Consider the following 21,314-nt stretch of genomic DNA (forward strand, 5'->3'; position numbering starts at 1 on the left):
ACTGAACTGGGACTGCAGGATGGGGGCACAGACTTTCCGCCGAGCCGAGCCCGGCCGATCACGACCCGAATGGGACGCACATGTCGAACGAATTCACGTATCGCATCACCACCACCCGCTTCGACGAGAACTACTCACCGTCGGAGAACTCCCGAACCACCACGAATTTCGCGAACCTGGCCCGAGGCGAGCACCGTCAGCAGAACCTCCGCCGAACCCTGTCCATGATCAACCACCGGTTCAATGACCTCGCACGCCGGGACAATCCGACCGGGGACCGCTACTCCGTCGAGCTCGAGATCGTCTCCGCCGAGCTGCAGTTCCACTCGAAGGGCGCGGACCACCGGTTTCCCCTGATCGAGGTACTGGACATACAGATCGTCGACCGGGACACCGGTGTTCGCATCCCCGGGATCGTCGGGAACAACTTCTCGTCCTACGTCCGCGATTTCGACTTCAGCGTTCGGCTGCCAGCGGTCAACGAGGGACGCTCCGAGTTCATCGTGCCCGGCGACTTCGGCGACCTGCACGGCAAGTTGTTCCAGCACTTCCTCGACTCCGAGGCCTACCGGGAGCGCTTCGAGGTGAATCCCGTGATCTGCATCAGTGTGTCCACGAGCCGGACCTACCGTCGGACCGGACACCACCATCCGACCCTCGGTGTCGAGTACCAGCAGGACGACTATTCGTTGACCGACGAGTACTTCCGCAAGATGGGGCTCCAGGTCAGGTTTTTCCTGCCGCCCGGCGGGGTCGCCCCGCTCGCGTTCTACTTCCGAGGCGATCTGCTCAGCGACTACACCGACCTGCAGCTCATCGGCACGGTGAGCGTCATGGAGACGTTCCAGCGGATCTATCGGCCGGAGATCTACAACGCGACCTCCCCCGCCGCAGAGATCTACCGACCGACCCTGGAACAGAAGGACTACTCGCCCACCCCGATCATCTACGACCGTGTCGAGCGCAGTCAGCTCGCGACGAAGCAGGGCAAGTACACCGAAGACCACCTTGTGGAGCCCCACCGCGAACTCCTCGAGCAGTGGGCCGCCCGCTACCCCGTCCTCGTCGGATGACCACCGGAGGAGAGTCGACCATGAACCAGATACTGCCCACGTCCATCGTCGGCAGCCTGCCCAAGCCCTCGTGGCTCGCCCAGCCTGAAACCCTCTGGGCGCCCTGGAGGTTGCAGGGCGATGAGTTTGTCGAGGGTAAGCAGGACGCTCTGCGTATCGCCGTGAACGAGCAGAGCGATCGCGGAATCGACATCGTCAGTGACGGCGAGCAGACCCGTCAGCACTTCGTCACGACGTTCATCGAGCATCTCGACGGGGTCGACTTCGAGCAGCGCGAGACGGTTCGGATCCGCGATCGCTATGACGCGAGTGTGCCTACCGTCGTCGGTGACGTGAGCCGCTCCACGCCGGTCTTCGTCGACGACGCGAAGTTCCTACGACAGCAGACCGATCGGCCGATCAAGTGGGCACTCCCCGGCCCCATGACGATGATCGACACGCTCTACGACGGCCACTACTCCAGTCGCGAGAAGTTGGCGTGGGAGTTCGCGACGATCCTCAACCAGGAGGCACGAGACCTGGAGGCTGCGGGGGTCGACATCATCCAGTTCGACGAGCCCGCGTTCAACGTCTACTCCGATGAAGTGAAGGACTGGGGCGTGGCGACGCTGGAAAGGGCGGCGGAGGGATTACGCGCGGAGACCGCGGTGCACATCTGCTACGGCTACGGGATCAAGGCGAACACCGACTGGAAGGCCACCCTCGGTTCGGAATGGCGCCAGTACGAGGAGTCGTTCCCCCTCCTGCAACAGTCCAGCATCGACATCATCTCCCTGGAGTGCCACAACTCCCGTGTCCCGATCGACCTCGTCGAACTGGTCCGCGGCAAGAAGGTCATGCTCGGGGCGATCGACGTGGCCAACGAGAAGGTCGAGACTCCGGAGGAGGTCGCCGCCACGCTCCGCAACGCCCTGCAGTTCGTCGACGAGGACAGACTCCTGCCGAGCTCCAACTGCGGCATGGCGCCCTTATCCCGGGACATCGCACTGGCGAAGTTGAGCTCGCTCAGCGCGGGTGCGCGCGTAGTTCGTGAGGAGCTCTCCGCCGCCAAGGCCTGACCTATCGGTCTGAGAACGCCGGCGGCCCCGCCTGCCAAGGCAGACGGGGCCCTCGCTGAAGCGCCGAGGATCACACGTTGAAGCGGAACTCCACCACGTCGCCGTCGGCCATCACATAGTCCTTGCCCTCCATGCGCACCTTGCCGGCGGCCTTGGCGGCGGCCATCGAACCGGCGGCGTCGAGGTCGTCAAAGGAGACGATCTCGGCTTTGATGAAGCCCTTCTCGAAGTCGGTGTGGATCACGCCGGCGGCCTTGGGGGCGGTGTCGCCCTTGCGGATCGTCCAGGCACGCGACTCCTTGGGCCCGGCGGTGAGGTAGGTCTGTAGGCCCAGGGTGTGGAAACCGGCTCGGGCCAGCGCGTTCAGGCCCGGCTCGTCCTGACCGATCGACTCGAGCAACTCCATGGCATCCTCTTCCTCCAACTCACGGAGCTCGGACTCGACCTTGGCGTCGAGGAACACGCAGTCGGCGGGGGCCACGGCGGCGCGCAGCTCGGCCTGACGCTCCGCGTCGGTCAGCACGGCCTCGTCGGCGTTGAAGACGTAGAGGAACGGCTTGGCGGTCATCAGGTGCAGGTCTCGCAGCAGGGTGCGGTCGACCTCGTCCTGCGCCTTGAACAGGGTCCGGCCGTCCTCGAGCACGGCCTGCGCCTTGCGGATCTCCTCGAGCTGCGGAAGCAGGGACTTGTCCTTGCGGGACTCCTTCTCCAGGCGCGGAACGGCCTTCTCGAGGGTCTCCATGTCGGCCAGGATCAGCTCGGTGGCGATCACCTCGATGTCGGCCATCGGGTCGACCCGGCCGTCCACGTGGATCACATCCGGGTCGTCGAACACCCGCACGACCTGGCAGATGGCCTCGGCCTCGCGGATGTTGGCGAGGAACTTGTTGCCCATGCCCTCACCGGTGCTGGCGCCCTTGACGATGCCGGCGATGTCCACGAACGACACGACCGCCGGCAGGATCCGCTCGGAGCCGAAGATCTCGGCCAGGCGGGCCAGGCGGGGATCCGGCAGGTCCACGACCCCGATGTTGGGCTCGATCGTGGCGAACGGGTAGTTCGCGGCTAGCGCGTCGTTGTTCGTCAGGGCGTTGAACAGGGTCGACTTACCGACGTTGGGCAGTCCGACGATTCCGAGTGTGAGGCTCACGAGGCCCGAGTGTACGTCCCGCCCCGACCGTGCCCCCTGCCCGCCACCCCGGCCGGTCACAGGGAGCGCGCCCGCGTGACCTCTGACATCATGTGTGACATGAGTGACGAGCCGAAACCGCCTCCTCCAGTCGGGACAGAAGAGGAGCACGTCGACCGGTCCGTCCTCATCGGTCTCGGCGGACGATGGGTCACCGACTGGGCGCTGCGCCTGGCCATCCTGCTCATCGCGGGGTGGCTGCTGAGCCAGATCGGTGGCGCGCTGTGGGTGGGCATCCTGCCGATCCTGCTCGCGCTCATCGTGGCGACGGTCCTCTGGCCCCCCACGGGATGGATGACCCGCCACGGCGTCCCCAAGGCCCTCGCCGCACTCATCTCGCTCCTCGGGTCCCTCGGAGCTGTCGCGGGCGTTCTCGCCCTGATCGCCCCGTCGATCATCGATCAGAGTGTCCAGCTGGCGGATCAGGCCTCGGAGGCGATCGTCGAGGTCCAGGACTGGCTCCGGGGTCCGCCACTGAACATCCGGGACGAGCAGCTCGACAGCGTGCTGGGCCAGCTCAGCTCGACACTGCAGGACCGCGGTGACCAGATCGCCAACGGCGTGTTCACCGGCGTGACCGCGGTGGGGTCGCTCCTCATCACCTTCGTCCTGGTCCTGGTCCTCACGTTCTTCTTCATCAAGGACGGCCCGCGGTTCCTGCCGTTCGTGCGCCGGATCGCCGGCCGCAATGCCGGCCGCCACCTCACCGAGGTCCTCACCCGCAGCTGGAACACCCTCGGCGGCTACATCCGGGCCCAGGCGATCGTCTCGTTCGTCGACGCCTTCTTCATCGGTCTCGCGCTGGTCCTCCTGGGTGTGCCGCTGGCGTGGGCGCTGGCGGTCATCACCTTCCTGGCCGGGTTCATCCCCATCGTCGGTGCGTTCACCGCCGGTGCGCTGGCGGTGCTCATCGCTCTGGTGGCCAACGGCCTGACCACCGCGATCATCGTGTTGGTCGTGATCATCGCGGTGCAGCAACTCGAGAGCAACATCCTCCAGCCGATCCTGCAGTCCAAGGCGATGAACCTGCATCCGGTGGTGATCCTGCTCGGGGTGGCCGCGGGCGGAACCCTGTTCGGCATCGTCGGGGCGTTCCTCGCGGTGCCGATCCTGGCGGTGGTCGCCGTGATGCTCCGCTACCTGGGCGAGCAGATCGATCTCCGGACCGGGGACGTCACCGCGTCGGACCTCGCGTCCGCCACCGACGAGGGACGTCTGACGGCCTGGCTCGGCGAGATGTCGAGCTCGCGGTTCGCGCCGCTGCGCAAGAGCAGCAGCGCCATCATGGCGGGGATCAAGGACACCCGACCGGGACCGGTCCACGGGGCCCCGGACAGCGGGTCCGTCGGTGCGACCGGGCCGGGCGATTCGGTCGTGGGAACCCTCGAACTCGACGACGACGAGGTGGTCCCGCCGGATCCGGATGCCGACGATCCGTCCGCCGACCAGGCGAATCCTCCCACGGGGCCAGTCGACCCGAAGGCCGTGTACGGTAACCGACCCTCGCCCTCGGAGAGCAAGCCCAACGCGCTGCGGCGCTTCGGCAGATTCCTCGCTCGCCGACTCGAGAGTTAGAGTCTCATCCTGTGAGCACACGGAGGAGCGGACGGGTCCCGGCGGACGAGAGGTCCGTCGTATCGACCGTTCGGGGCCTGCCGGCCTGGTCCGCGGTCCTGCTCGCGGTGGCCGTCACCCTCACCGGGGTGGCGATCGACTCGCTCTCCGGGGGCCTCGGCACCGGCTTCACCGTGGGCTACTTCCTCGGGTGTCTGATCGCGGTGCTGGCGGTGTCCCGCCGGGCGCTGTTCGTCGCCGGCATCCAACCGCCGCTCATCATGTCGGTGCTCGTCCCGATGGCTTCGGTGATCGCCGGAGCGGGGCTGACCGCGGCGGCCTTCTCCCGTTCCCAGATGATCTCGCTGGTGCTGCCGCTGGCGACCAGGTTCCCGCTGATGCTCACGACCACCCTGGTCGTGGTGGCGATCGCGCTGATCAGGGCGTTCGTCCTCGAACCCCGCAGCCCGCGACCGGTGGCCGTCCGCCGCCAGCGGGCGGCCCCTGCGCACGCCCGCCGCTGAGGCTTCCGCGGATCCCGGGGCTCCCGCGGATCAGACCTTCTTGGGAACCCGCAGCTCGCGCGGCAGCGAGAACGTGATGGTCTCCTGGGCGGTCCGCACCGAGGAGACGTCGTTGAAGCCGTGGTCGGCCAGCAGGTCCACCACACCTCGGACCAGCAACTCCGGCACCGAGGCGCCCGAGGTCACCCCCACCGTGGTGACGCCCTCGAACCAGGACGTGTCGATCTCCTTGGCGTAGTCCACCAGGTGCGCGTCGCGCGCACCGGCCTGCAGGGCCACCTCGACCAGGCGGACAGAGTTGGACGAGTTCTGGGAGCCCACCACGATCACCAGGTCGCACTGCGGCGCCATCGTCTTGACCGCGACCTGCCGGTTCTGGGTGGCGTAGCAGATGTCGTCCGACGGCGGATCGATCAGCGTCGGGTACTTCTCCTTGAGCCGCCGCACCGTCTCCATCGTCTCGTCCACGCTGAGCGTGGTCTGCGAGAGCCAGATCAGCTTCTCGGTGTCGACGGGGATGTCGAGGGCGTCGACGGACTCCGGGCCGTCGACCAGGGTCACCACATCGGGGGCCTCGCCCGCGGTCCCCTCGACCTCCTCGTGGCCCTCGTGGCCGACCAGGAGGATCAGGTAACCCTCCCGGGCGAAGCGCTTGACCTCGGTGTGGACCTTGGTCACGAGCGGGCAGGTGGCGTCGAAGGTGTTCAGCTCCAGCTGCAGGGCGCTCTCGCGGACGGCCGGCGAGACGCCGTGAGCGGAGAACACCAGGTTCGACCCGTGCGGGACCTCGTCGGTCTCGTCGACGAAGATCACGCCCTGGTCGGTGAAGGACTCCACGACGTGCTTGTTGTGGACGATCTCCTTGCGGACGTACAGCGGGGCACCATGCTTGGCCAGGGCCTTCTCGACCGTCTCGACTGCCCGGTCGACGCCGGCGCAATAGCCGCGCGGTTCCGCGAGGAGCACTCGCTTGGTTGCCGGTTCGGCGATCATGTCGGTCTGCTCGGTCATGTCACCAGGGTACGGTTCATACTGGATTCCGACCATCACGCCTCCCGGACGCCCCCCGGCAGAGAGGTTCCCATGCTCCGTCCGTTCTTCCTCACCCGTGTCTCCATCGGGGTCGCCGCCTCCGCGGTGGAGCTCGCCGTGGAGCTCCCCGGTCGCGCGCTCCAGGCGGCGGTCTCGCTGCCCGCGGTCCCCGTGAAGGTCGCCGGCAGCCTGGTGCAGTCGTACCTGCACGCCGGCCAGACCGTCGCCGGTCTCGCGGTCAAGGGCGATCGGGTGATCGCGACGGTGTTCCCCTCCCGGTCGGACAAGCCGGAGTGGGCGACCTTCGACGAGGACCTCGACGACGACGGGGCCGGGGGCGGGGCTGACACCGCCGTGGGCCCGGGCGGGGACCGCGGTCCCGGCGGCGACGAGCCCGACGTTCCGACCGGCCGCGTCGCGCCACGCACCACGTGACCGCCGGATCGACGAGGTCCCCCAGCAGCCCCGAACAGCCGTGGCCGGTCCGGGTGGTCTCGGACCAGATCGCCAACTGGATCCACCGTCTCGGCCCCGTCTGGGTCGAGGGGCAGATCACCCAGCTCAGCCTGCGCCCGGGCACACGGACGGCGTTCCTCACCCTGCGCGACCCCTCGGTGGACAATTCGCTGACCCTCACCTGCCCGCCCCGCCTCATCTCCGAGGCGCCCGTGCCGGTCACCGAGGGCAGCCGGGTCGTGGTCCGGGGAACGCCCCGCTTCTACACCGGTCGTGGATCGTTCTCGCTCCAGGTCTCCGAGATCCGCCCGGTGGGCATCGGCGAACTCCTCGCCCGCATCGAGAGGCTCAAGCAGGCCCTGGCCGCCGAGGGGCTGTTCGACCCTCGTCTCAAGCGCCCGCTGCCGTTCCTGCCGACCTGTGTCGGGCTGGTGACCGGCCGCGCGAGTGCGGCCGAGCGCGACGTGGTCGAGGTGTCCCGGGGTCGGTGGCCCGACGTGCGGTTCGCCGTCCGCAACACCGCGGTCCAGGGACCGTCGGCCGTACCGCAGATCCTGGAGGCGTTGGCGGAACTCGACGCCGACCCGGTCGTCGACGTGATCATCCTGGCCCGAGGCGGGGGCTCGGTCGAGGATCTCCTCCCGTTCTCCGACGAGGCCCTGGTGCGGGCGATCTCGCGGTGTCGCACGCCCGTGGTCAGCGCGATCGGACACGAGCCGGACTCCCCGCTCTCCGATCTGGTCGCCGACCTGCGCGCGGCCACCCCCACCGACGCCGCCAAGCGCGTGGTCCCGGACGTCGCCGAGGAGCGTCGCCGCATCGTCGAGGCCCGCGCCCGGACCGCACGCGCCCTGCGGGGATGGGTGGAACGGGAGCGCGGGCAACTCACGGCGATCCGCTCCCGCCCGGTGATGGCGAACCCGTACGGACTCGTGGACTCACGGGCCGAGGTGGTGGCCGAGGCGCTCCGGGCGGCCCGGCGGGACATCACCCGGATCGTCCAGACCGAGTCCACGTCCCTCGGCCATCTCGCGGCGCGGCTGACCACGCTCGGACCGGCGGCCACGCTGGCGCGCGGGTACGCGGTGGTCCAGTCCGTCGCCGGGGACCACGACGGCCGGGTGGTCTCCTCCATCGCCCACGCCCCGCCCGGGTCGCAGCTGCGCATCCGGGTATCGGACGGCGCACTGTCCGCCGCCGTCCTCGGCACCACCCCCGCCGCGGGACGGCCCGCGGCCACCACCACACCGCCCGAGCCCGCCACACCCGAGGAGCAGTCCTGATGTCCGACGAGCAGACCCCCGTCTCCCAGCTCGGCTACGAGGAGGCCCGCGACGAGTTGATCGAGGTGGTCCGCATCCTCGAGGCCGGAGGCCAGGACCTGGACGCGTCCCTGGCGCTCTGGGAGCGGGGCGAGGAGCTCGCCGCGCGGTGCACGGAGCACCTGGACGGTGCGCGTGACCGGATCGATGCGGTGCTGGGCGACGACGACGACGCCGGAAGCCGTACCTAGGAGGCCACACCCCCCGCGCGCCCGGCCGGCCAGGGTCGATCTGGCGGCGGTCGAACCGGTGGCGGTCGAACCGCTGGCTACCGGCTGCTCGGGAGCGGTTCGGCGTCCTGGACGGCCGCGGCCAACGCCTCGAAGTCCGAGGTGGTGGCCGACCCGGTCACCGCCACGCGGACGTCGTCCAGGTCCAGCACCCACACCGGGCGGACGTCGTCGCCGGTGTACACGGTCCACTCCTGCCCGGTCACCGGCACGATGGTCCGGCTCGGTCGCGGTCCGCCGTTCAGTGACCGGAACGCCTCCTCGGGGGCGTCGGACTGGACCAGTTCGACGAAGCTCCGCTCGCCCGTCACCCAGCCGACGTGACTCGAGGTGGTGTCGGCGAAGCTCTCGACCCGCCCCGAGTTCGAGGTCCACTCCTCCGGGACGTCCGGGGACCGGACCGGGAAGCCCAGGCTGCGCGCGTCCTGGCGCAGGGAGGCCTCTGCGTCGAACTCGGGGATGGCGCCCTGCTGTGGTCCGGACGGGCTGAAGGTGCACTGGCCCGCGACTCCGGCGAAGATCCCGACGATCGCCATGAGCACCACCACCGACCAGAACATGTCGCGGTTGCCCTGCAGGATTCTCGGTTTCGGCTCGGCCACGGCGTCCAGTATCCCACCCACCCGGGGCATGTCGGGCGCCTGGCCCCCGGCGGGCGTCGGGAGGTGCAACAATGAGCGCCGACACCCCATCGTGCGGCGAGTGGCCACGTCTGTTCGCGCGCAGCTATCCGAGGAGCCCGACGCCACATGTCAGACGCCCTACGCCCCGACCGTAACCTCGCCATGGAGCTCGTCCGAGTCACCGAGGCCGCCGCGCTCGCGGCCGGCCGGTGGGTGGGCCGGGGCGACAAGCTCGGGGGTGACGGCGCGGCCGTGGACGCCATGCGCGAGCTCATCGGCACCGTCGACATGGACGGCGTCGTGGTGATCGGCGAGGGCGAGAAGGACGAGGCGCCGATGCTGTTCAACGGCGAGAAGGTCGGCACCGGGCACGGTCCCGCGGTCGACGTGGCCGTGGACCCGATCGACGGGACGCGCCTCATGGCCGAGGGCCGGCCCAACTCGATCGCCGTCATCGCGGTCGCCGAGCGTGGCGCGATGTTCGACCCCTCCGCGGTGTTCTACATGCGCAAGATCGCCGTGGGGCCGGACGCGGTCGGTCACATCGACCTGTCCAAGTCCACCGAATGGAACATCCTGTCCGTGGCCAAGGCCAAGAACATCGACGTCGGGGACATGACGGTCTGCGTCCTCGACCGCCCCCGGCACGCCGAACTCATCGCGGAGATCCGCGCGGCCGGCGCCAAGGTCCGGCTGATCATGGACGGGGACGTGGCCGGCGGCGTCGCCGCCGCCTCGGACGACAGCTCGGTGGACATCCTCATGGGCATCGGCGGCACCCCGGAGGGGATCATCACCGCCTGCGCCATGAAGTGCATGGGCGGGGAGATCCAGGGGCAGCTCTGGCCGCAGGACGACGCCGAGCGCCAGAAGGCCGTGGACGCCGGCCTCGACGTGGATGCGTTCCTCGGCACCGACGACCTGGTCAAGGGTGACAACTGCTTCTTCGCGGCGACCGGTATCACCAACGGCGACATGGTCCGTGGCGTCAGCTACCGCTCGAACGGCGCCGTCACCAGGTCGCTGGTCATGCGATCGAAGTCGGGCACGGTCCGGCACGTCGAGGCCCGCCACCGCATGGAGAAGCTCCGCGAGTTCTCGGCGGTCGACTACGGCCAGGGGACGCGCGACAGCTGACCCCACCCGGGCCCGCCGCGCCGAGAGCGCCTGCACGGTGCGGCGTGCCCGCCTACTCTGACCGTATGGCTGACCAGAGTGGATTCCGTATCGAGCACGACACCATGGGCGAGGTCCGGGTACCCGTCGACGCGCTCTGGCGGGCCCAGACCCAGCGGGCGGTGGAGAACTTCCCGGTCTCGGGCAGCGGTCTCGAGCGAGCACAGATTCGCGCCCTCGGCCTACTCAAGTCCGCCTGCGCGACCGTCAACGGCCGTCTCGGTCTCCTCGAGAAGACCAAGGTCGACGCCATCGTGTCCGCGGCCGGACGGATCGCGGAGGGTGAGGTCGACGACCACTTCCCCGTCGACGTGTTCCAGACCGGCTCCGGAACCAGCTCGAACATGAACGCCAACGAGGTCATCGCCTCGATGTGCGCGGCCGAGGGCGTCACGGTCCACCCGAACGACGACGTCAACATGTCGCAGTCCTCCAACGACACCTTCCCCACCGCCACGCATGTCGCCGCGACGGAGTTGGCGCTGACCGAGCTCGTCCCCGCGCTGGGGGTGCTGGCCGGGTCGTTCGAGCGCAAGTCCGTCGAGTGGCGGGAGGTGGTCAAGTCCGGCCGCACCCATCTCATGGACGCGGTGCCCGTGACCCTCGGCCAGGAGTTCGGGGGGTACGCGCGCCAGATCCGGGCCGGGGCCGAGCGCGTGTGCGCCACCCTGCCCCGGGTGGGCGAGCTCCCGATCGGTGGCACCGCGGCCGGCACCGGACTCAACGCGCCGGACGGTTTCGGCTCCGCGGTGGTCGAGGAACTGCGCTCACTCACGGGGCTCGAGGAGCTGCGCCTGGCGGAGGACCCGTTCGAGGCGCAGTCCGCCCGCGACGGTCTCGTGGAGCTCTCCGGTGCGCTGCGCACGATCGCCGTCTCGCTCACCAAGATCGCCAACGACGTCCGGTGGATGGGGTCCGGTCCCATGACGGGGTTGTCCGAGATCCACCTGCCGGACCTGCAGCCCGGGTCGTCGATCATGCCCGGCAAGGTCAACCCCGTACTGTGCGAGACCATCTCCCAGGTCGCCGCCCAGGTCGTGGGCAACGACGCGGCCGTGGCCTGGGCCGGCGCCACCGGGGCCTTCGAGCTCAACACGGCGATCCCGGTGATGGCCCGCAACGTCCTGGAATCCGCCCGGATCCTCACCACGTCCACGACCCTGTTCGCCGAACGCTGCATCGACGGGATCGAGCCCGACGTCGAGCGGATGCGCCGGTACGCCGAGTCCTCGCCCTCGATCGTCACCCCGCTCAACTCGGCGATCGGCTACGAGGAGGCCGCCCGGGTGGCCAAGCACGCCCTGGCGGAGGGGTTGACGATCCGCGAGGCCGTCATCGCCCTGGGCTTCGTCCCCGACCCGCTGAGCGAGGACGAGCTGGACCGCCGCCTCGACGTGTTGGGGATGACGGGCCTCGACCGCGAGCGCTGACCCCGGACGCGGTCTGCCGCACGGGGCCGACGAGACCCGGTGAGGAACACCGCGCTGCGTGCCCGGTCCGGGCACGCAGCGCGGTGTCTGCTCACCCGTTGGTCATGCCGCGGTGATCCGGCGCAGCTCCCCCGGCTCGGCGTCCGGGTGGAACTCCTCGAGCATCGTGGTGACCAGTTCGGCGATCGCCGAGCGCTCCGAGCGGTTGAGGGTGACGTGTGCGAACAACGGATGCCCCTTGAGCTTCTCCACCACGGCCTGGATCCCGTCGTGACGGCCGACCCGCAGGTTGTCCCGCTGGGCCACGTCGTGGGTGAGCACCACGCGCGATCCCGTCCCCAGCCTGGAGAGCACCGTGAGCAGGACGTTGCGCTCGAGTGACTGCGCCTCGTCGACGATCACGAACGAGTCGTGCAGGCTCCGGCCGCGGATGTGGGTCAGCGGCAGCACCTCCAGGATCTCCCGGTCCATCACCTCGTCGATCACGTTCTCGCTGACCAGGCCCTCGAGGGTGTCGAACACCGCCTGGGACCACGGCGACATCTTCTCCGTCTCGCTCCCCGGCAGGTAGCCGAGCTCCTGTCCGCCCACGGCGTAGAGGGGCCGGAACACCACGATCTTGCGGTGGCGGCGACGCTCCAGTACCGACTCGAGCCCCGCGCACAGGGCGAGCGCGGACTTGCCCGTCCCCGCCCGGCCACCGAGGGAGACGATCCCGATCGACTCGTCCAGCAGGCAGTCGATGGCGATGCGCTGCTCGGCGGAGCGACCGCGCAGTCCGAACACCTCGATGTCGCCGCGGACGAGCTTGAGGCCGCCGCCGTCGGTGACGCGGGCCAGCGCCGAGGACGACTCGGTCTGGACCCGGATCCCGCAGTGCACCGGCGTCTCCACGTCCAGGCCGGCCGCCCGGGCCGCGAGGGGCGAGGCCCCGCCATCGGAGAACAGGGTGTCCACGAGGTCCTGGGTGGCGGGCAGGTTCGCGACCCCGCTGTAGCCGGTCAGCACCACGTCCTGGGCGTGGTACTCGTCGGCGGGCAGTCCCACGGAGCCCGCCTTGACCCGCAGCGGCACGTCCTTGGAGACCAGGACCGTGTCGAGGCCCTCGGCGCGGAGGTTGAGCGCGCACGCGAGGATCCGGGAGTCCTCCCCCGTGTTCCGGAACCCGGCGGGCAGGATCGCCTGGTCGGTGTGGTTGAGCTCGACCCGCAGAGTTCCCCCCTGGTCGGTGATGGGCAGGTCGCCGTCGAGCCGCCCGTGGCGGAGGCGCAGATCCTCGAGGAGTCGGAGCGCCTCGCGGGCGAAGTAGCCCAGCTCGGGGTGGTGTCGCTTGCCCTCCAACTCCCCGATCACCGCGATGGGCAGCACCACGCGGTGCTCGGCGAAGCGGGTGACGGCCCACGGGTCAGAGAGCAGAACCGAGGTGTCGAGGACGTAGGTGCGTACGGTGTCGGTCACGGCGGACTCCTGGCCCGCGGCACCCGCGGGCGAGCTGGGGGTGGACCGGTCGGCCCAGGTCACCTGGTGGTGACGGGGCCGGGTGCCGGCCCCCTCCCGATCGAGTGGATCGATCATCGGCTGGGACCTCCCGACGGTCGGCTTCCCCACCGACCGTTGTGACCCACGCTACGCCCGAATCACACGAGTGTGAGTTAACTCATCGTGAATTCGTCGGTCTCGCCGGGGTCCGTGACGCACACCGGGTCACGGCACCCTCTCGAACGCGGCGGCCAGGCCCTGTCCGCCGCCCAGGCACATCGTCTCCAGGGCGAGCCGGCCCTGCCGGCGGGCGAGCTCGCGGGCCATCGTGGTGAGGATGCGGGTCCCCGTGGCCCCGACGGGGTGGCCGAGCGAGATCCCCGAGCCGTGCACGTTGAGCCGCTCGCGGTCGGCCGCCGTGAAGCCGAACCCGCCCTCCCACTCCCGCAGGCACGCCAGGACCTGGGCGGCGAAGGCCTCGTTGAGTTCGATCAGGTCGAAGGCGGCGAGACGCAGCCCGAGATCGTTCAGGAGCCCGGCGGTGGCGGAGACGGGACCGATCCCCATCCGGGCGGGATGGACCCCGGTCACCGACCACCCGAGGGGCCTGACGTACGCGCGCAGCCCGAGGCTCTCCGCGCGATCGCGGGTGGTCACGACGCACACCGCGGCGCCGTCGTTCTCCCCGCTGGCGTTGCCGGCGGTCACGGTCGCGTCGGGGTCGAGCCGGGAGCGCACGGGGCGCAGCGCGGCGAGTGATGCCGCGGTGACACCGCGGCGGGGGTGCTCGTCGGTGTCGACGACGACGTCGTCGTCTCCCCCGCCCCGGGGGACCCGCACCGGCACGATCTCCTCGTCGAACACCCGCCCGTCCTGCGCCGCGACGGCGCGCCGCTGGCTCTCGGCCGCCAGCTCGTCCTGCTCGGCTCGGGAGATCGAGTACTCGGCGCGGAGGTTCTCGGCGGTCTCGAGCATGCCTCCGGGGATCGGGTGGTCACGGCCGCCCGACGTCACCCGGCCCCGCGCGATGCGGTCGACGAACTCGACGCGGTCACCGCGGACACCGCCGCGCAGGCCGAGCGAGTAGAACTCGCTGTTCGACATCGACTCCGCCCCGCCCGCGATCACCACCTCGCTCGCGCCCACCGCCACCTGCATCGCGGCGTTGAGCACGGCCTGCAGTCCGGATCCGCACCGGCGGTCGATCTGGATCCCGGGGGTGCGGATGTCCAGGCCGGCGTCCAGTGCCGCGACGCGCCCGATCGCCGGAGCCTCCCCGTTCGGGTAACACTGCCCGAGGATCACGTCGTCGACGTCCGTGGCGGACAGACCGGTGCGGTCGACCAGACCGGAGATCGCGGCCGCGGCCAGATCGGCGGCCGCGAGCGGGGCGAGGGCGCCGTGGCGGCGACCCACCGCGGTGCGCACGGGTTCGCAGACCACGACGTCGGCGAGGGCCCGCGACATGCGGGAACTCACCGACTCATTCCACCATCATCCGGACGGTCTCGGCGACGACCGCCGGACGGTCGGAGCCCTCGACCTCCACGGTCACCAGACTGCCTAGCTGGACCCCGGAGGCCCTGCGCTGGAGCGAGGTGAGCTCGATCCCCGCCCGGATGCGCGATCCCACCGGGACCGGTGCCGGGAACCGGACCTTGTCGACGCCGTAGTTGATCATCATCCGGAACCCCCGGATCTCCATGACCTCCGCGCCCAGCACGGGCAGCAGGGAGAGGGTCAGGTAGCCGTGGGCGATGGTGGCACCGTAGGGCCCCTGCGCCGCCCGGACCGGGTCGACGTGGATCCACTGGTGGTCCCCGGTCGCGTCGGCGAACGCGTCGATGCGGTCCTGGGTGATCTCCATCCAGTCGCTGTACCCCACGTGTCGCCCGAGTTCGGCCTCGAGCTGCTCCAGTCCCTCGAACACCCTCATGACAGTCCTCCTCGCTGCACCAGCTGCGATGCGATGACGTTGCGTTGGATCTCGTTGGTCCCCTCGCCCACGATCATGAGCGGGGCGTCGCGGAAGTACCGCTCCACGTCGTACTCCGTGGAGTAGCCGTACCCGCCGTGGATCCGGACCGCGTCGAGCGCGATCTCCATGCCGACTTCGGAGGCGAACAGCTTGGCCATCCCGGCCTCCATGTCGCAGCGCTCGCCGGCCTCGGAACGCTCGGCGGCGTGGAGCGTGAGCTGGCGCGCGGCGGACAGCTTGGTGGCCATGTCGGCCAGACGGTGACCGACCGCCTGGTGCTTCCAGATGGGCTGCCCGAACGACTCCCGCTGCTGCGCGTAGGCGAGAGAATCCTCGAGGGCGGCGGCCGCCACCCCGAGGGCACGGCCGGCCACCTGGATCCGTCCGGTCTCCAGGCCCTTCATCATCTGGGCGAAGCCACGTCCGGGCTCGCCGCCGAGCACCTGCGTGGCGGGCGTGCGATAGCCGTCGAAGGCCAGCTCACACGTCTCGACGCCCTTGTACCCGAGCTTGGACAGGTCCCTCGAGACGGTCAGCCCGGGACCGTGCCCGACCAGGACGATCGAGATCCCCCTGTGCGCGGGCGTCGCCGACGGGTCAGTCTTGCAGAGCAGGGCGATGAGGCCGGAGCGGCGCGCGTTCGAGATCCACGTCTTGGCCCCGGTGATCACCAGGTCGTCTCCGTCGGGTGTCGCGACGGTGCCCATGGCCTGGAGGTCCGACCCCCCGCCGGGCTCCGTGAGGGCCATGGTCGCCCGCACCTCACCCGTGGCCATCGTCGGGAGGTGGGTGGACTTCTGCTCCTCGGTGCCGAACTCGGTGAGGAGCTTCGCCACCACCGTGTGCCCGCCCATGGCGCCCGCCAGGGACATCCAACCGCGGGCGAGTTCCTCGGTGACGCGCACGAAGCAGGGCATCGAGACCGGCATCCCGCCGTACTCCTCGGGGACGGCCAGGCCGTAGATCCCGATCTGCTTCATCTGCTCGATCCAGCGTTCCGGGTACTCGTCCGCGTGCTCCATCTCGCGCACGGACGGCCTGACCTCGCGGTCGATGAACCGGCGCACGGTCGCGACGAGGTCGGCCTCGTCCTGGTTCAGGTCCGGCACCGGTGACACCTCGTCGTCGTCTCGATCCGCCCGTCGGGCGGGGTCCGGACATCATCGCAACCCTCCATCCGATAGTCAATAATCATGCGCATGGTTTGGTTAGGATGCCGGTCATGGACACTCGCGACGCCCGGCCCGTCGGCGGACCCTACTTCGACCAGCTGGCGGTGGGTCAGGTCGTCGTCGACGCCCCGTCCGTCACCCTGACCGACGGTCTCGCCGCCGCACACCAGGCGATCCTCGGCGACCGGCTGCGGCTCCCCCTGGACCGTCGTCTCGCCCACGCCGTCACCGGCGGCACGGTGGCCCACCCGGGCCTCGTCGTCGACGTCGCGATCGGCCAGTCCACCCTCGTCACCCAGCGCGTGCGGGCCAACCTCTTCTACCGCGGCCTGCGTCTGCTCACCGCACCCCGGATCGGTGACACCCTGACCACCCGGACGGAGGTCGTGGCACTCAAGACCAACAGCCACTCACCGGGCCGCACCCCCACCGGGCTCGCCGCGCTCCGCATCTCCACCACCGACCAGGACGGACGGACCGTCCTGGACTTCCACCGATGCGCCATGCTGCCCCTGGCTCCGGGCGTCGACCCGGACTCGTGCGCCCACACCGACGACCTGGCGGCGGTCGGGACCGCCACCTCCCGGCCGTGGGCGACACCCGACGCCTGGGACCTGGCCGCCTACCGCGCCGCGGTCCCCGGGGCGGGTGACCCCCTCCCCGCCGAGGGCACCGTCCTGCGCCCGGGCGCCGACGTGGTCTCGAGCGCCCCGGAACTGGCCCGGCTCACCCTGAACATCGCGCAGACCCACCACGACGCCCGCGTCTCGGGCGCCGGCAGGTTGGTCTACGGCGGCCACACCATCGGACTCGCGCTGTCGCAGGCCACCCGGGCGCTGCCGACGATGCTCACCGTGCTCGGCTGGCACTCCTGCGACCACGTGGGCCCGGTCCGCGAGGGCGACACCCTGAGCAGCGAGCTCGTGATCGGGGCCTCGATCGATCTCCCGGACGGGGGGACGGCGCTCGATCTGCGGTCGCTCGTCACCGCCCACCGGGCGGACGGTGACGCTCCCGTCCTGGACTGGTCGTACACGGTACTCATGCCCGGACGCCCGGATCGGGGATAATGGTTGTCATGAGTTCAGAAGGCGGCACGCGGCCGGGGGTGGGCCGTCCCAAGAAGACGGCGCTCCTGGTGGCCCAGCAGATCGTCGAGGACATCTCCCGTCGCGGGAACACCGTCGGCGACCGGCTGCCCCCGGAACACCTCATGCTCGAGCAGTACGGGGTCGGTCGCGGGACGCTCCGCGAGTCGCTGCGCTACCTGGAGCTGCAGGGCGTGCTCATGCTCAAGCCCGGGCCCGGTGGCGGGCCGATCGTGCAGCAACCGGACGGGGGGACGCTGGCCGCCACGTTGAGCCTGCTCCTGCAGTTCGAGAACGCCCCGTTCTCCACGATCATGGAGGCCCGCACGGCGTTGGAGCCCACCATCTCCCGTCTGGCCACCTCGCGGATCGACGACGCCGGACTGGCCGGACTCGCCGAGAACCTCCGCCAGACGCGGGATCAGATGGGCGACCAGGCCGCGTTCTCGGCCCACTCCGAGCGATTCCACGAGCTGATCGCCTGGAGCTCCGGGAACGCGCTCTTCGGCTACCTCTTCGATGCGCTGAGCGGCCTGATCGCCGGAGCCTCGATGGGCATCACCTACCCCAGGCGGCAGCGCGAGTTGACGTGCGACATCCACGAGGAGATCTACGCCGCGATCGCCGACCGGGACGGCGACACCGCGTCCCGGTTGATGTCGGTCCACATCCACGAGCACACCACGTACCTGGAGAAGCGGTTCCACAGCGCGCTCGCGAGGCCGATCCGGTGGGACCTCGACGGTTGACCCGGGTCACCGGGCCGTGCCCGTCCGAGGCGGATCAGATGTGGCGGCCGCCGGTGATCTCGAGGACCGTACCGGTCATGTAGCTCGACATGTCGCTGGCCAGGAACAGCACGACCTGCGCGACCTCGGAGGGCTCGCCGGCCCGGCCCAGGGGGATCTCGGCCATCTTCTCGTCCCAGACGTGCTGCGGCATCGCCAGGGTCATGGCGGTGCGGATGAGCCCCGGTTGGATCGCGTTGACGCGCACGTTCTTTAACGCGACCTCCTTGGCGGCGGCCTTGGTCAATCCGATTATCCCCGCCTTGGCGGCGGAGTAGTTGGTCTGACCCTTCAGCCCGACCTTGCCGGAGATGGAGGAGACGTTGACGATCGCCCCTCCCCCGTGCTCCCGCATCCGCCCGGCGGCCGCGCGGGTGCCGTTCCACGTTCCCTTGAGGTGGATCGCGATGATGTCATCGAACTGCTCCTCGGTCATCGTGCGCATCGTGGCGTCGCGGGTGACACCGGCGTTGTTCACGAACACCCCGAGCGGCCCGAACGCCTCCTCGGCCACGTCGATCAGGTGCTCGATCGCCGCCCCGTCACGCACGTCGCAGTTCACGTACCGTGCGGCGTCCTCGCCGCCCAGCTCGGTGACCGCGGCCGCGCCCGCCTCGTCGTCGATGTCCCCGATCACGACGCGCGCCCCGCTGTCGATGAACGTCCGCGCGATCTCCAACCCGATCCCGCGCGCGGCTCCGGTGACGACCGCGGTCCTACCCTCAAGAAGTCCCATGACGTGTGTCCTCTCCTCGTGCCCGCCCGGCCAGTTCGGCCAGGATCGCATCGGTGTGTCGGCCCAGTGACGGCACGGGCCCCATCGGTAGCTTTACGTCCGCGTAGGTGACCGGCGGGAGCAGGCCGCGGACGGGTCCGGCCGGGGTGTCGACCTCGCGCCACCGGTCCCGCGCCTCGAGCTGCGGGTGGTGGACCAGTCCGGCGACGTCGTTGAGCCGGGCCGCCGGGACACCGGCGTCGTCGAGTCGCGCGGCCAGCTCCTCCGAGTCGTACTCCCTGGTCAGGGACCCGATCAGCGCGTCCACCTCGGCCCTGCGCGCCACGCGGGCGATGTTGGTCGCGTACCGCTCGTCGTCGACGAGACCCGGCCGGTCCAACACGTCGCGGACCAGCGCCGCCCATCCCCGGTCGTTCTGCACCCCGATGAGCACCTGTCCGTCCCTGGTGGGGAAGGCGTCGTACGGGCAGATCGAGGCGTGCGACAGGCCCATGCGCCCGACCTGCCGGTCCGCGTACATCCGGATGTACATGGGGTGGCCCATCCACTCGGCTGTCGCCTCGAACATCGACACCTCGATCGTGGCACCGAGCCCGGTCCGCTCCCGACGGAACAGCGCCGACTGGACCGCCGAGAGCGCATACATCCCGGTCGCGATGTCGGAGACCGGGACGCCGGTCTTGGTGGCGGTCTCGGGGGTACCGGTGATCGAGCACAACCCCGACTCGGCCTGGACGAGCATGTCGTAGGCCTTGCGGCCCGAGTACGGCCCCGCGTCGCCGTACCCGGACAGGGTGACGACGACGAGCTCGTCCTTCCTCGACCGGAGCGCAGCGGCCCCCAGACCCAACCGGTCCATCGCCCCGGGTGCCAGGTTGCTCAGGACCACGTCCGCACGGTCGGCCAGCTCGAGCGCGACCCGCCGCCCGTCGTCGGAGGCCAGGTCGAGCTCGATCGACTCCTTGCCCCTGTTGAGCCAGACGAAGTGCGAGGCCAGGCCGTGGACGGTGTCGTCGTAGGACCGGGCGAAGTCACCCTCCCCCGGCCGCTCGATCTTGATGACGCGGGCGCCGAGGTCCGCGAGGTGACGGGTGGCCAACGGGCCGGCGACGGCCTGCTCGACCGCCACGACCGTGATCCCCTCGAGAGGGAGCGGCCCGCCTCCCGTCATCGTGCGGTGGCCTCGCGTGTCGCACCGCGCATGAGGCCGCCGCCGATGATCAGCCTCTGGATCTCGCTGGTCCCCTCGTAGAGGCGCAGCAGGCGGATGTCCCGGTAGATCCGCTCGACCACCACGCCCCGCATGTACCCGGTGCCGCCGTGGATCTGGACGGCCAGGTCGGCGACCTTCCCCGCCATCTCCGTGCAGAAGAGCTTGGCGACGGACGGGGCGATGCGTCGGTCCTCTCCCGAGACGTACTTGGCCGCGACCTCCCGGACCAGCGCCTGTCCGGCCATCACCCCGACCTGCTGGTCGGCGATCATGGCCTGGACCAGCTGGAAATCGCCGACGGCCGTGCCCCCCTGCGTGGTGGTGGCCGCATGGGCCAGCGACTCGTCGAGCGCCCTTCTCGCCGACCCCACGGCGACGGCGGCGATGTGCACGCGACCGCGGGCCAGGGACGTCATCGCCGCGCGGTACCCGGCGTCCTCGTCTCCCCCCACCAGCGACGAGGCGGGGACCCGGACACCACTGAAGTCCACCTCTGAGGTCGGGGCACCCTCCTGGCCCATCTTGCGGTCCTTCGGTCCCACCGTGACCCCGGCCGCGTCGGCGGGGACGAGGAACACCGCGATCCCCGGGCCACCGGCGTCCGCGGGGCGGGTCCGGGCGAACACGACGAACAGATCCGCCACCGGCGCGTTGGTGATGAAGCGCTTGGTGCCGTCGATGACCCAGTCGTCGCCGTCTCGGACGGCCCTGGTCGCCAGCCCGGCGGGATTGGACCCCGCACCGTCCTCGGTCAGCGCGAAGGACGCGATCACCTCGCCGGACGCGATCCGCTCCAGCCACTCCGCCTTCTGCTCGTCGGTGCCGAAGTTCACCAGGACCTGCCCGGCGATCCCGTTGTTGGTGCCGAACAGCGACCGCATGGCCAGGCTGGTGTACCCGAATTCCATCGCCAGCTCGACGTCCTGGGTCAGGTCCAACCCCAGGCCACCCCACTGCTGCGGGATCGCGTACCCGAACATCCCCATCTCGGCCAGCCCGGCCCGGATGTCGTCGGGGACGGCGTCGGCGTCGGCGATCTCCCGCTCCCGGGGCATCACCACGGTCCGGATGTAGTCGCGGGTCGTGGCGAGGATGGCCGCGAAGTCCTCCGCGTCGACCTCGGGCCCCACCGAGTCCGCCTGATCGCTCATGACTGTGTCCTCTGTCGTCCGTGATGGCCCTCGCGGAACCAC

General features: G+C 70.2%; 21 protein-coding genes. 11 read left to right on the top strand and 10 right to left on the bottom strand.

Going from position 1 to position 21,314, the window contains the following annotated elements; translation table 11 throughout:
- Window positions 1–80: 80 nt before the first annotated feature.
- Complete coding sequence (locus G6031_RS02345; RefSeq protein ID WP_182652323.1) at window positions 81–1,073, top strand: putative oxygenase MesX; 993 nt, start codon at window positions 81–83, stop codon at window positions 1,071–1,073.
- A gap of 20 nt (window positions 1,074–1,093) precedes the next feature.
- On the top strand, window positions 1,094–2,131 hold the full coding sequence (locus tag G6031_RS02350; RefSeq protein ID WP_182652324.1) for a methionine synthase: 1,038 nt from the start codon (window positions 1,094–1,096) through the stop codon (window positions 2,129–2,131).
- Window positions 2,132–2,201: 70 nt separating this feature from the next.
- Here G6031_RS02350 and ychF read toward each other — a convergent pair whose 3' ends face one another.
- Window positions 2,202–3,281, bottom strand: coding sequence for a redox-regulated ATPase YchF (gene ychF / locus G6031_RS02355; RefSeq protein WP_182652325.1), 1,080 nt, complete (start codon window positions 3,279–3,281; stop codon window positions 2,202–2,204).
- A 99-nt stretch (window positions 3,282–3,380) separates the two neighbouring features.
- On the opposite strand from ychF, the gene G6031_RS02360 reads away from it, so the two are divergent.
- A complete protein-coding gene (locus G6031_RS02360; RefSeq protein ID WP_182652326.1) occupies window positions 3,381–4,895 on the top strand; it encodes an AI-2E family transporter in 1,515 nt (504 codons plus the stop codon).
- Between the two features lie 11 nt (window positions 4,896–4,906).
- Window positions 4,907–5,398: a DUF6542 domain-containing protein gene (locus G6031_RS02365; protein WP_179525648.1), complete on the top strand. Its 492-nt coding sequence runs from the start codon at window positions 4,907–4,909 to the stop codon at window positions 5,396–5,398.
- A 30-nt stretch (window positions 5,399–5,428) separates the two neighbouring features.
- On the opposite strand, the gene G6031_RS02370 is transcribed toward G6031_RS02365, so the two are convergent.
- Window positions 5,429–6,409, bottom strand: coding sequence for a 4-hydroxy-3-methylbut-2-enyl diphosphate reductase (locus tag G6031_RS02370; protein WP_179525649.1), 981 nt, complete (start codon window positions 6,407–6,409; stop codon window positions 5,429–5,431).
- A 72-nt stretch (window positions 6,410–6,481) separates the two neighbouring features.
- Here G6031_RS02370 and G6031_RS02375 point away from each other — a divergent pair, with 72 nt between their 5' ends.
- The 3 genes from G6031_RS02375 to G6031_RS02385 are packed head-to-tail and all read left to right on the top strand — an operon-like array spanning window position 6,482 to window position 8,399.
- On the top strand, window positions 6,482–6,865 hold the full coding sequence (locus G6031_RS02375; RefSeq protein WP_182639912.1) for a hypothetical protein: 384 nt from the start codon (window positions 6,482–6,484) through the stop codon (window positions 6,863–6,865).
- Window positions 6,862–8,169: an exodeoxyribonuclease VII large subunit gene (xseA, locus tag G6031_RS02380; protein ID WP_182652327.1), complete on the top strand. Its 1,308-nt coding sequence runs from the start codon at window positions 6,862–6,864 to the stop codon at window positions 8,167–8,169. The genes G6031_RS02375 and xseA overlap by 4 nt, the downstream gene beginning before the upstream one ends.
- A complete protein-coding gene (locus tag G6031_RS02385) occupies window positions 8,169–8,399 on the top strand; it encodes an exodeoxyribonuclease VII small subunit (RefSeq protein ID WP_179525652.1) in 231 nt (76 codons plus the stop codon). The genes xseA and G6031_RS02385 overlap by 1 nt, the downstream gene beginning before the upstream one ends.
- Before the next feature lie 77 nt (window positions 8,400–8,476).
- On the opposite strand, the gene G6031_RS02390 is transcribed toward G6031_RS02385, so the two are convergent.
- A complete protein-coding gene (locus G6031_RS02390; RefSeq protein WP_179525653.1) occupies window positions 8,477–9,040 on the bottom strand; it encodes a DUF4245 domain-containing protein in 564 nt (187 codons plus the stop codon).
- Between the two features lie 147 nt (window positions 9,041–9,187).
- Between G6031_RS02390 and glpX the strand changes: the two genes are divergently transcribed.
- Together glpX and G6031_RS02400 are read left to right on the top strand one after the other, a co-directional pair.
- Window positions 9,188–10,198, top strand: a complete 1,011-nt coding sequence (glpX, locus tag G6031_RS02395; RefSeq protein ID WP_179525654.1) for a class II fructose-bisphosphatase — start codon at window positions 9,188–9,190, stop codon at window positions 10,196–10,198.
- Between the two features lie 65 nt (window positions 10,199–10,263).
- Entirely contained in the window at window positions 10,264–11,667 is a 1,404-nt protein-coding gene (locus G6031_RS02400) for a class II fumarate hydratase (protein WP_179525655.1), read from the top strand.
- 102 nt (window positions 11,668–11,769) lie between these two features.
- Here the strand turns inward: G6031_RS02400 and G6031_RS02405 are convergent, their stop codons facing one another.
- The 4 genes from G6031_RS02405 to G6031_RS02420 all read right to left on the bottom strand — a co-directional run bounded on the left by G6031_RS02405 (window position 11,770) and on the right by G6031_RS02420 (window position 16,233).
- Entirely contained in the window at window positions 11,770–13,125 is a 1,356-nt protein-coding gene (locus G6031_RS02405) for a PhoH family protein (RefSeq protein ID WP_179526279.1), read from the bottom strand.
- 246 nt (window positions 13,126–13,371) lie between these two features.
- Window positions 13,372–14,613, bottom strand: coding sequence for an acetyl-CoA C-acetyltransferase (locus G6031_RS02410; protein WP_182652338.1), 1,242 nt, complete (start codon window positions 14,611–14,613; stop codon window positions 13,372–13,374).
- 16 nt (window positions 14,614–14,629) lie between these two features.
- Entirely contained in the window at window positions 14,630–15,082 is a 453-nt protein-coding gene (locus G6031_RS02415) for a MaoC family dehydratase (protein WP_182610334.1), read from the bottom strand.
- Window positions 15,079–16,233, bottom strand: coding sequence for an acyl-CoA dehydrogenase family protein (locus G6031_RS02420; protein ID WP_179525657.1), 1,155 nt, complete (start codon window positions 16,231–16,233; stop codon window positions 15,079–15,081). The genes G6031_RS02415 and G6031_RS02420 overlap by 4 nt, the downstream gene beginning before the upstream one ends.
- Window positions 16,234–16,346: 113 nt before the next feature.
- On the opposite strand from G6031_RS02420, the gene G6031_RS02425 reads away from it, so the two are divergent.
- Both G6031_RS02425 and G6031_RS02430 read left to right on the top strand, forming a co-directional pair.
- On the top strand, window positions 16,347–17,366 hold the full coding sequence (locus tag G6031_RS02425) for an acyl dehydratase (protein ID WP_182652328.1): 1,020 nt from the start codon (window positions 16,347–16,349) through the stop codon (window positions 17,364–17,366).
- An 8-nt stretch (window positions 17,367–17,374) separates the two neighbouring features.
- Window positions 17,375–18,133, top strand: coding sequence for an FCD domain-containing protein (locus tag G6031_RS02430; protein WP_182652329.1), 759 nt, complete (start codon window positions 17,375–17,377; stop codon window positions 18,131–18,133).
- Window positions 18,134–18,167: 34 nt separating this feature from the next.
- Here the strand turns inward: G6031_RS02430 and fabG are convergent, their stop codons facing one another.
- The 3 genes from fabG to G6031_RS02445 are packed head-to-tail and all read right to left on the bottom strand — an operon-like array spanning window position 18,168 to window position 21,272.
- Window positions 18,168–18,908 carry a 3-oxoacyl-ACP reductase FabG gene (fabG, locus tag G6031_RS02435; RefSeq protein ID WP_182652330.1) on the bottom strand — a complete coding sequence of 247 codons (741 nt, stop codon included), beginning with the start codon at window positions 18,906–18,908 and terminating at the stop codon, window positions 18,168–18,170.
- Window positions 18,895–20,079 carry a CaiB/BaiF CoA-transferase family protein gene (locus tag G6031_RS02440; protein ID WP_182652331.1) on the bottom strand — a complete coding sequence of 395 codons (1,185 nt, stop codon included), beginning with the start codon at window positions 20,077–20,079 and terminating at the stop codon, window positions 18,895–18,897. The genes fabG and G6031_RS02440 overlap by 14 nt, the downstream gene beginning before the upstream one ends.
- Complete coding sequence (locus G6031_RS02445; RefSeq protein WP_182652332.1) at window positions 20,076–21,272, bottom strand: acyl-CoA dehydrogenase family protein; 1,197 nt, start codon at window positions 21,270–21,272, stop codon at window positions 20,076–20,078. The genes G6031_RS02440 and G6031_RS02445 overlap by 4 nt, the downstream gene beginning before the upstream one ends.
- Window positions 21,273–21,314 lie beyond the last annotated feature (42 nt).

The organism is Dietzia sp. CQ4 (assembly GCF_014145125.1).
GTDB classification, from domain to species: Bacteria; Actinomycetota; Actinomycetes; order Mycobacteriales; family Mycobacteriaceae; genus Dietzia; species Dietzia natronolimnaea.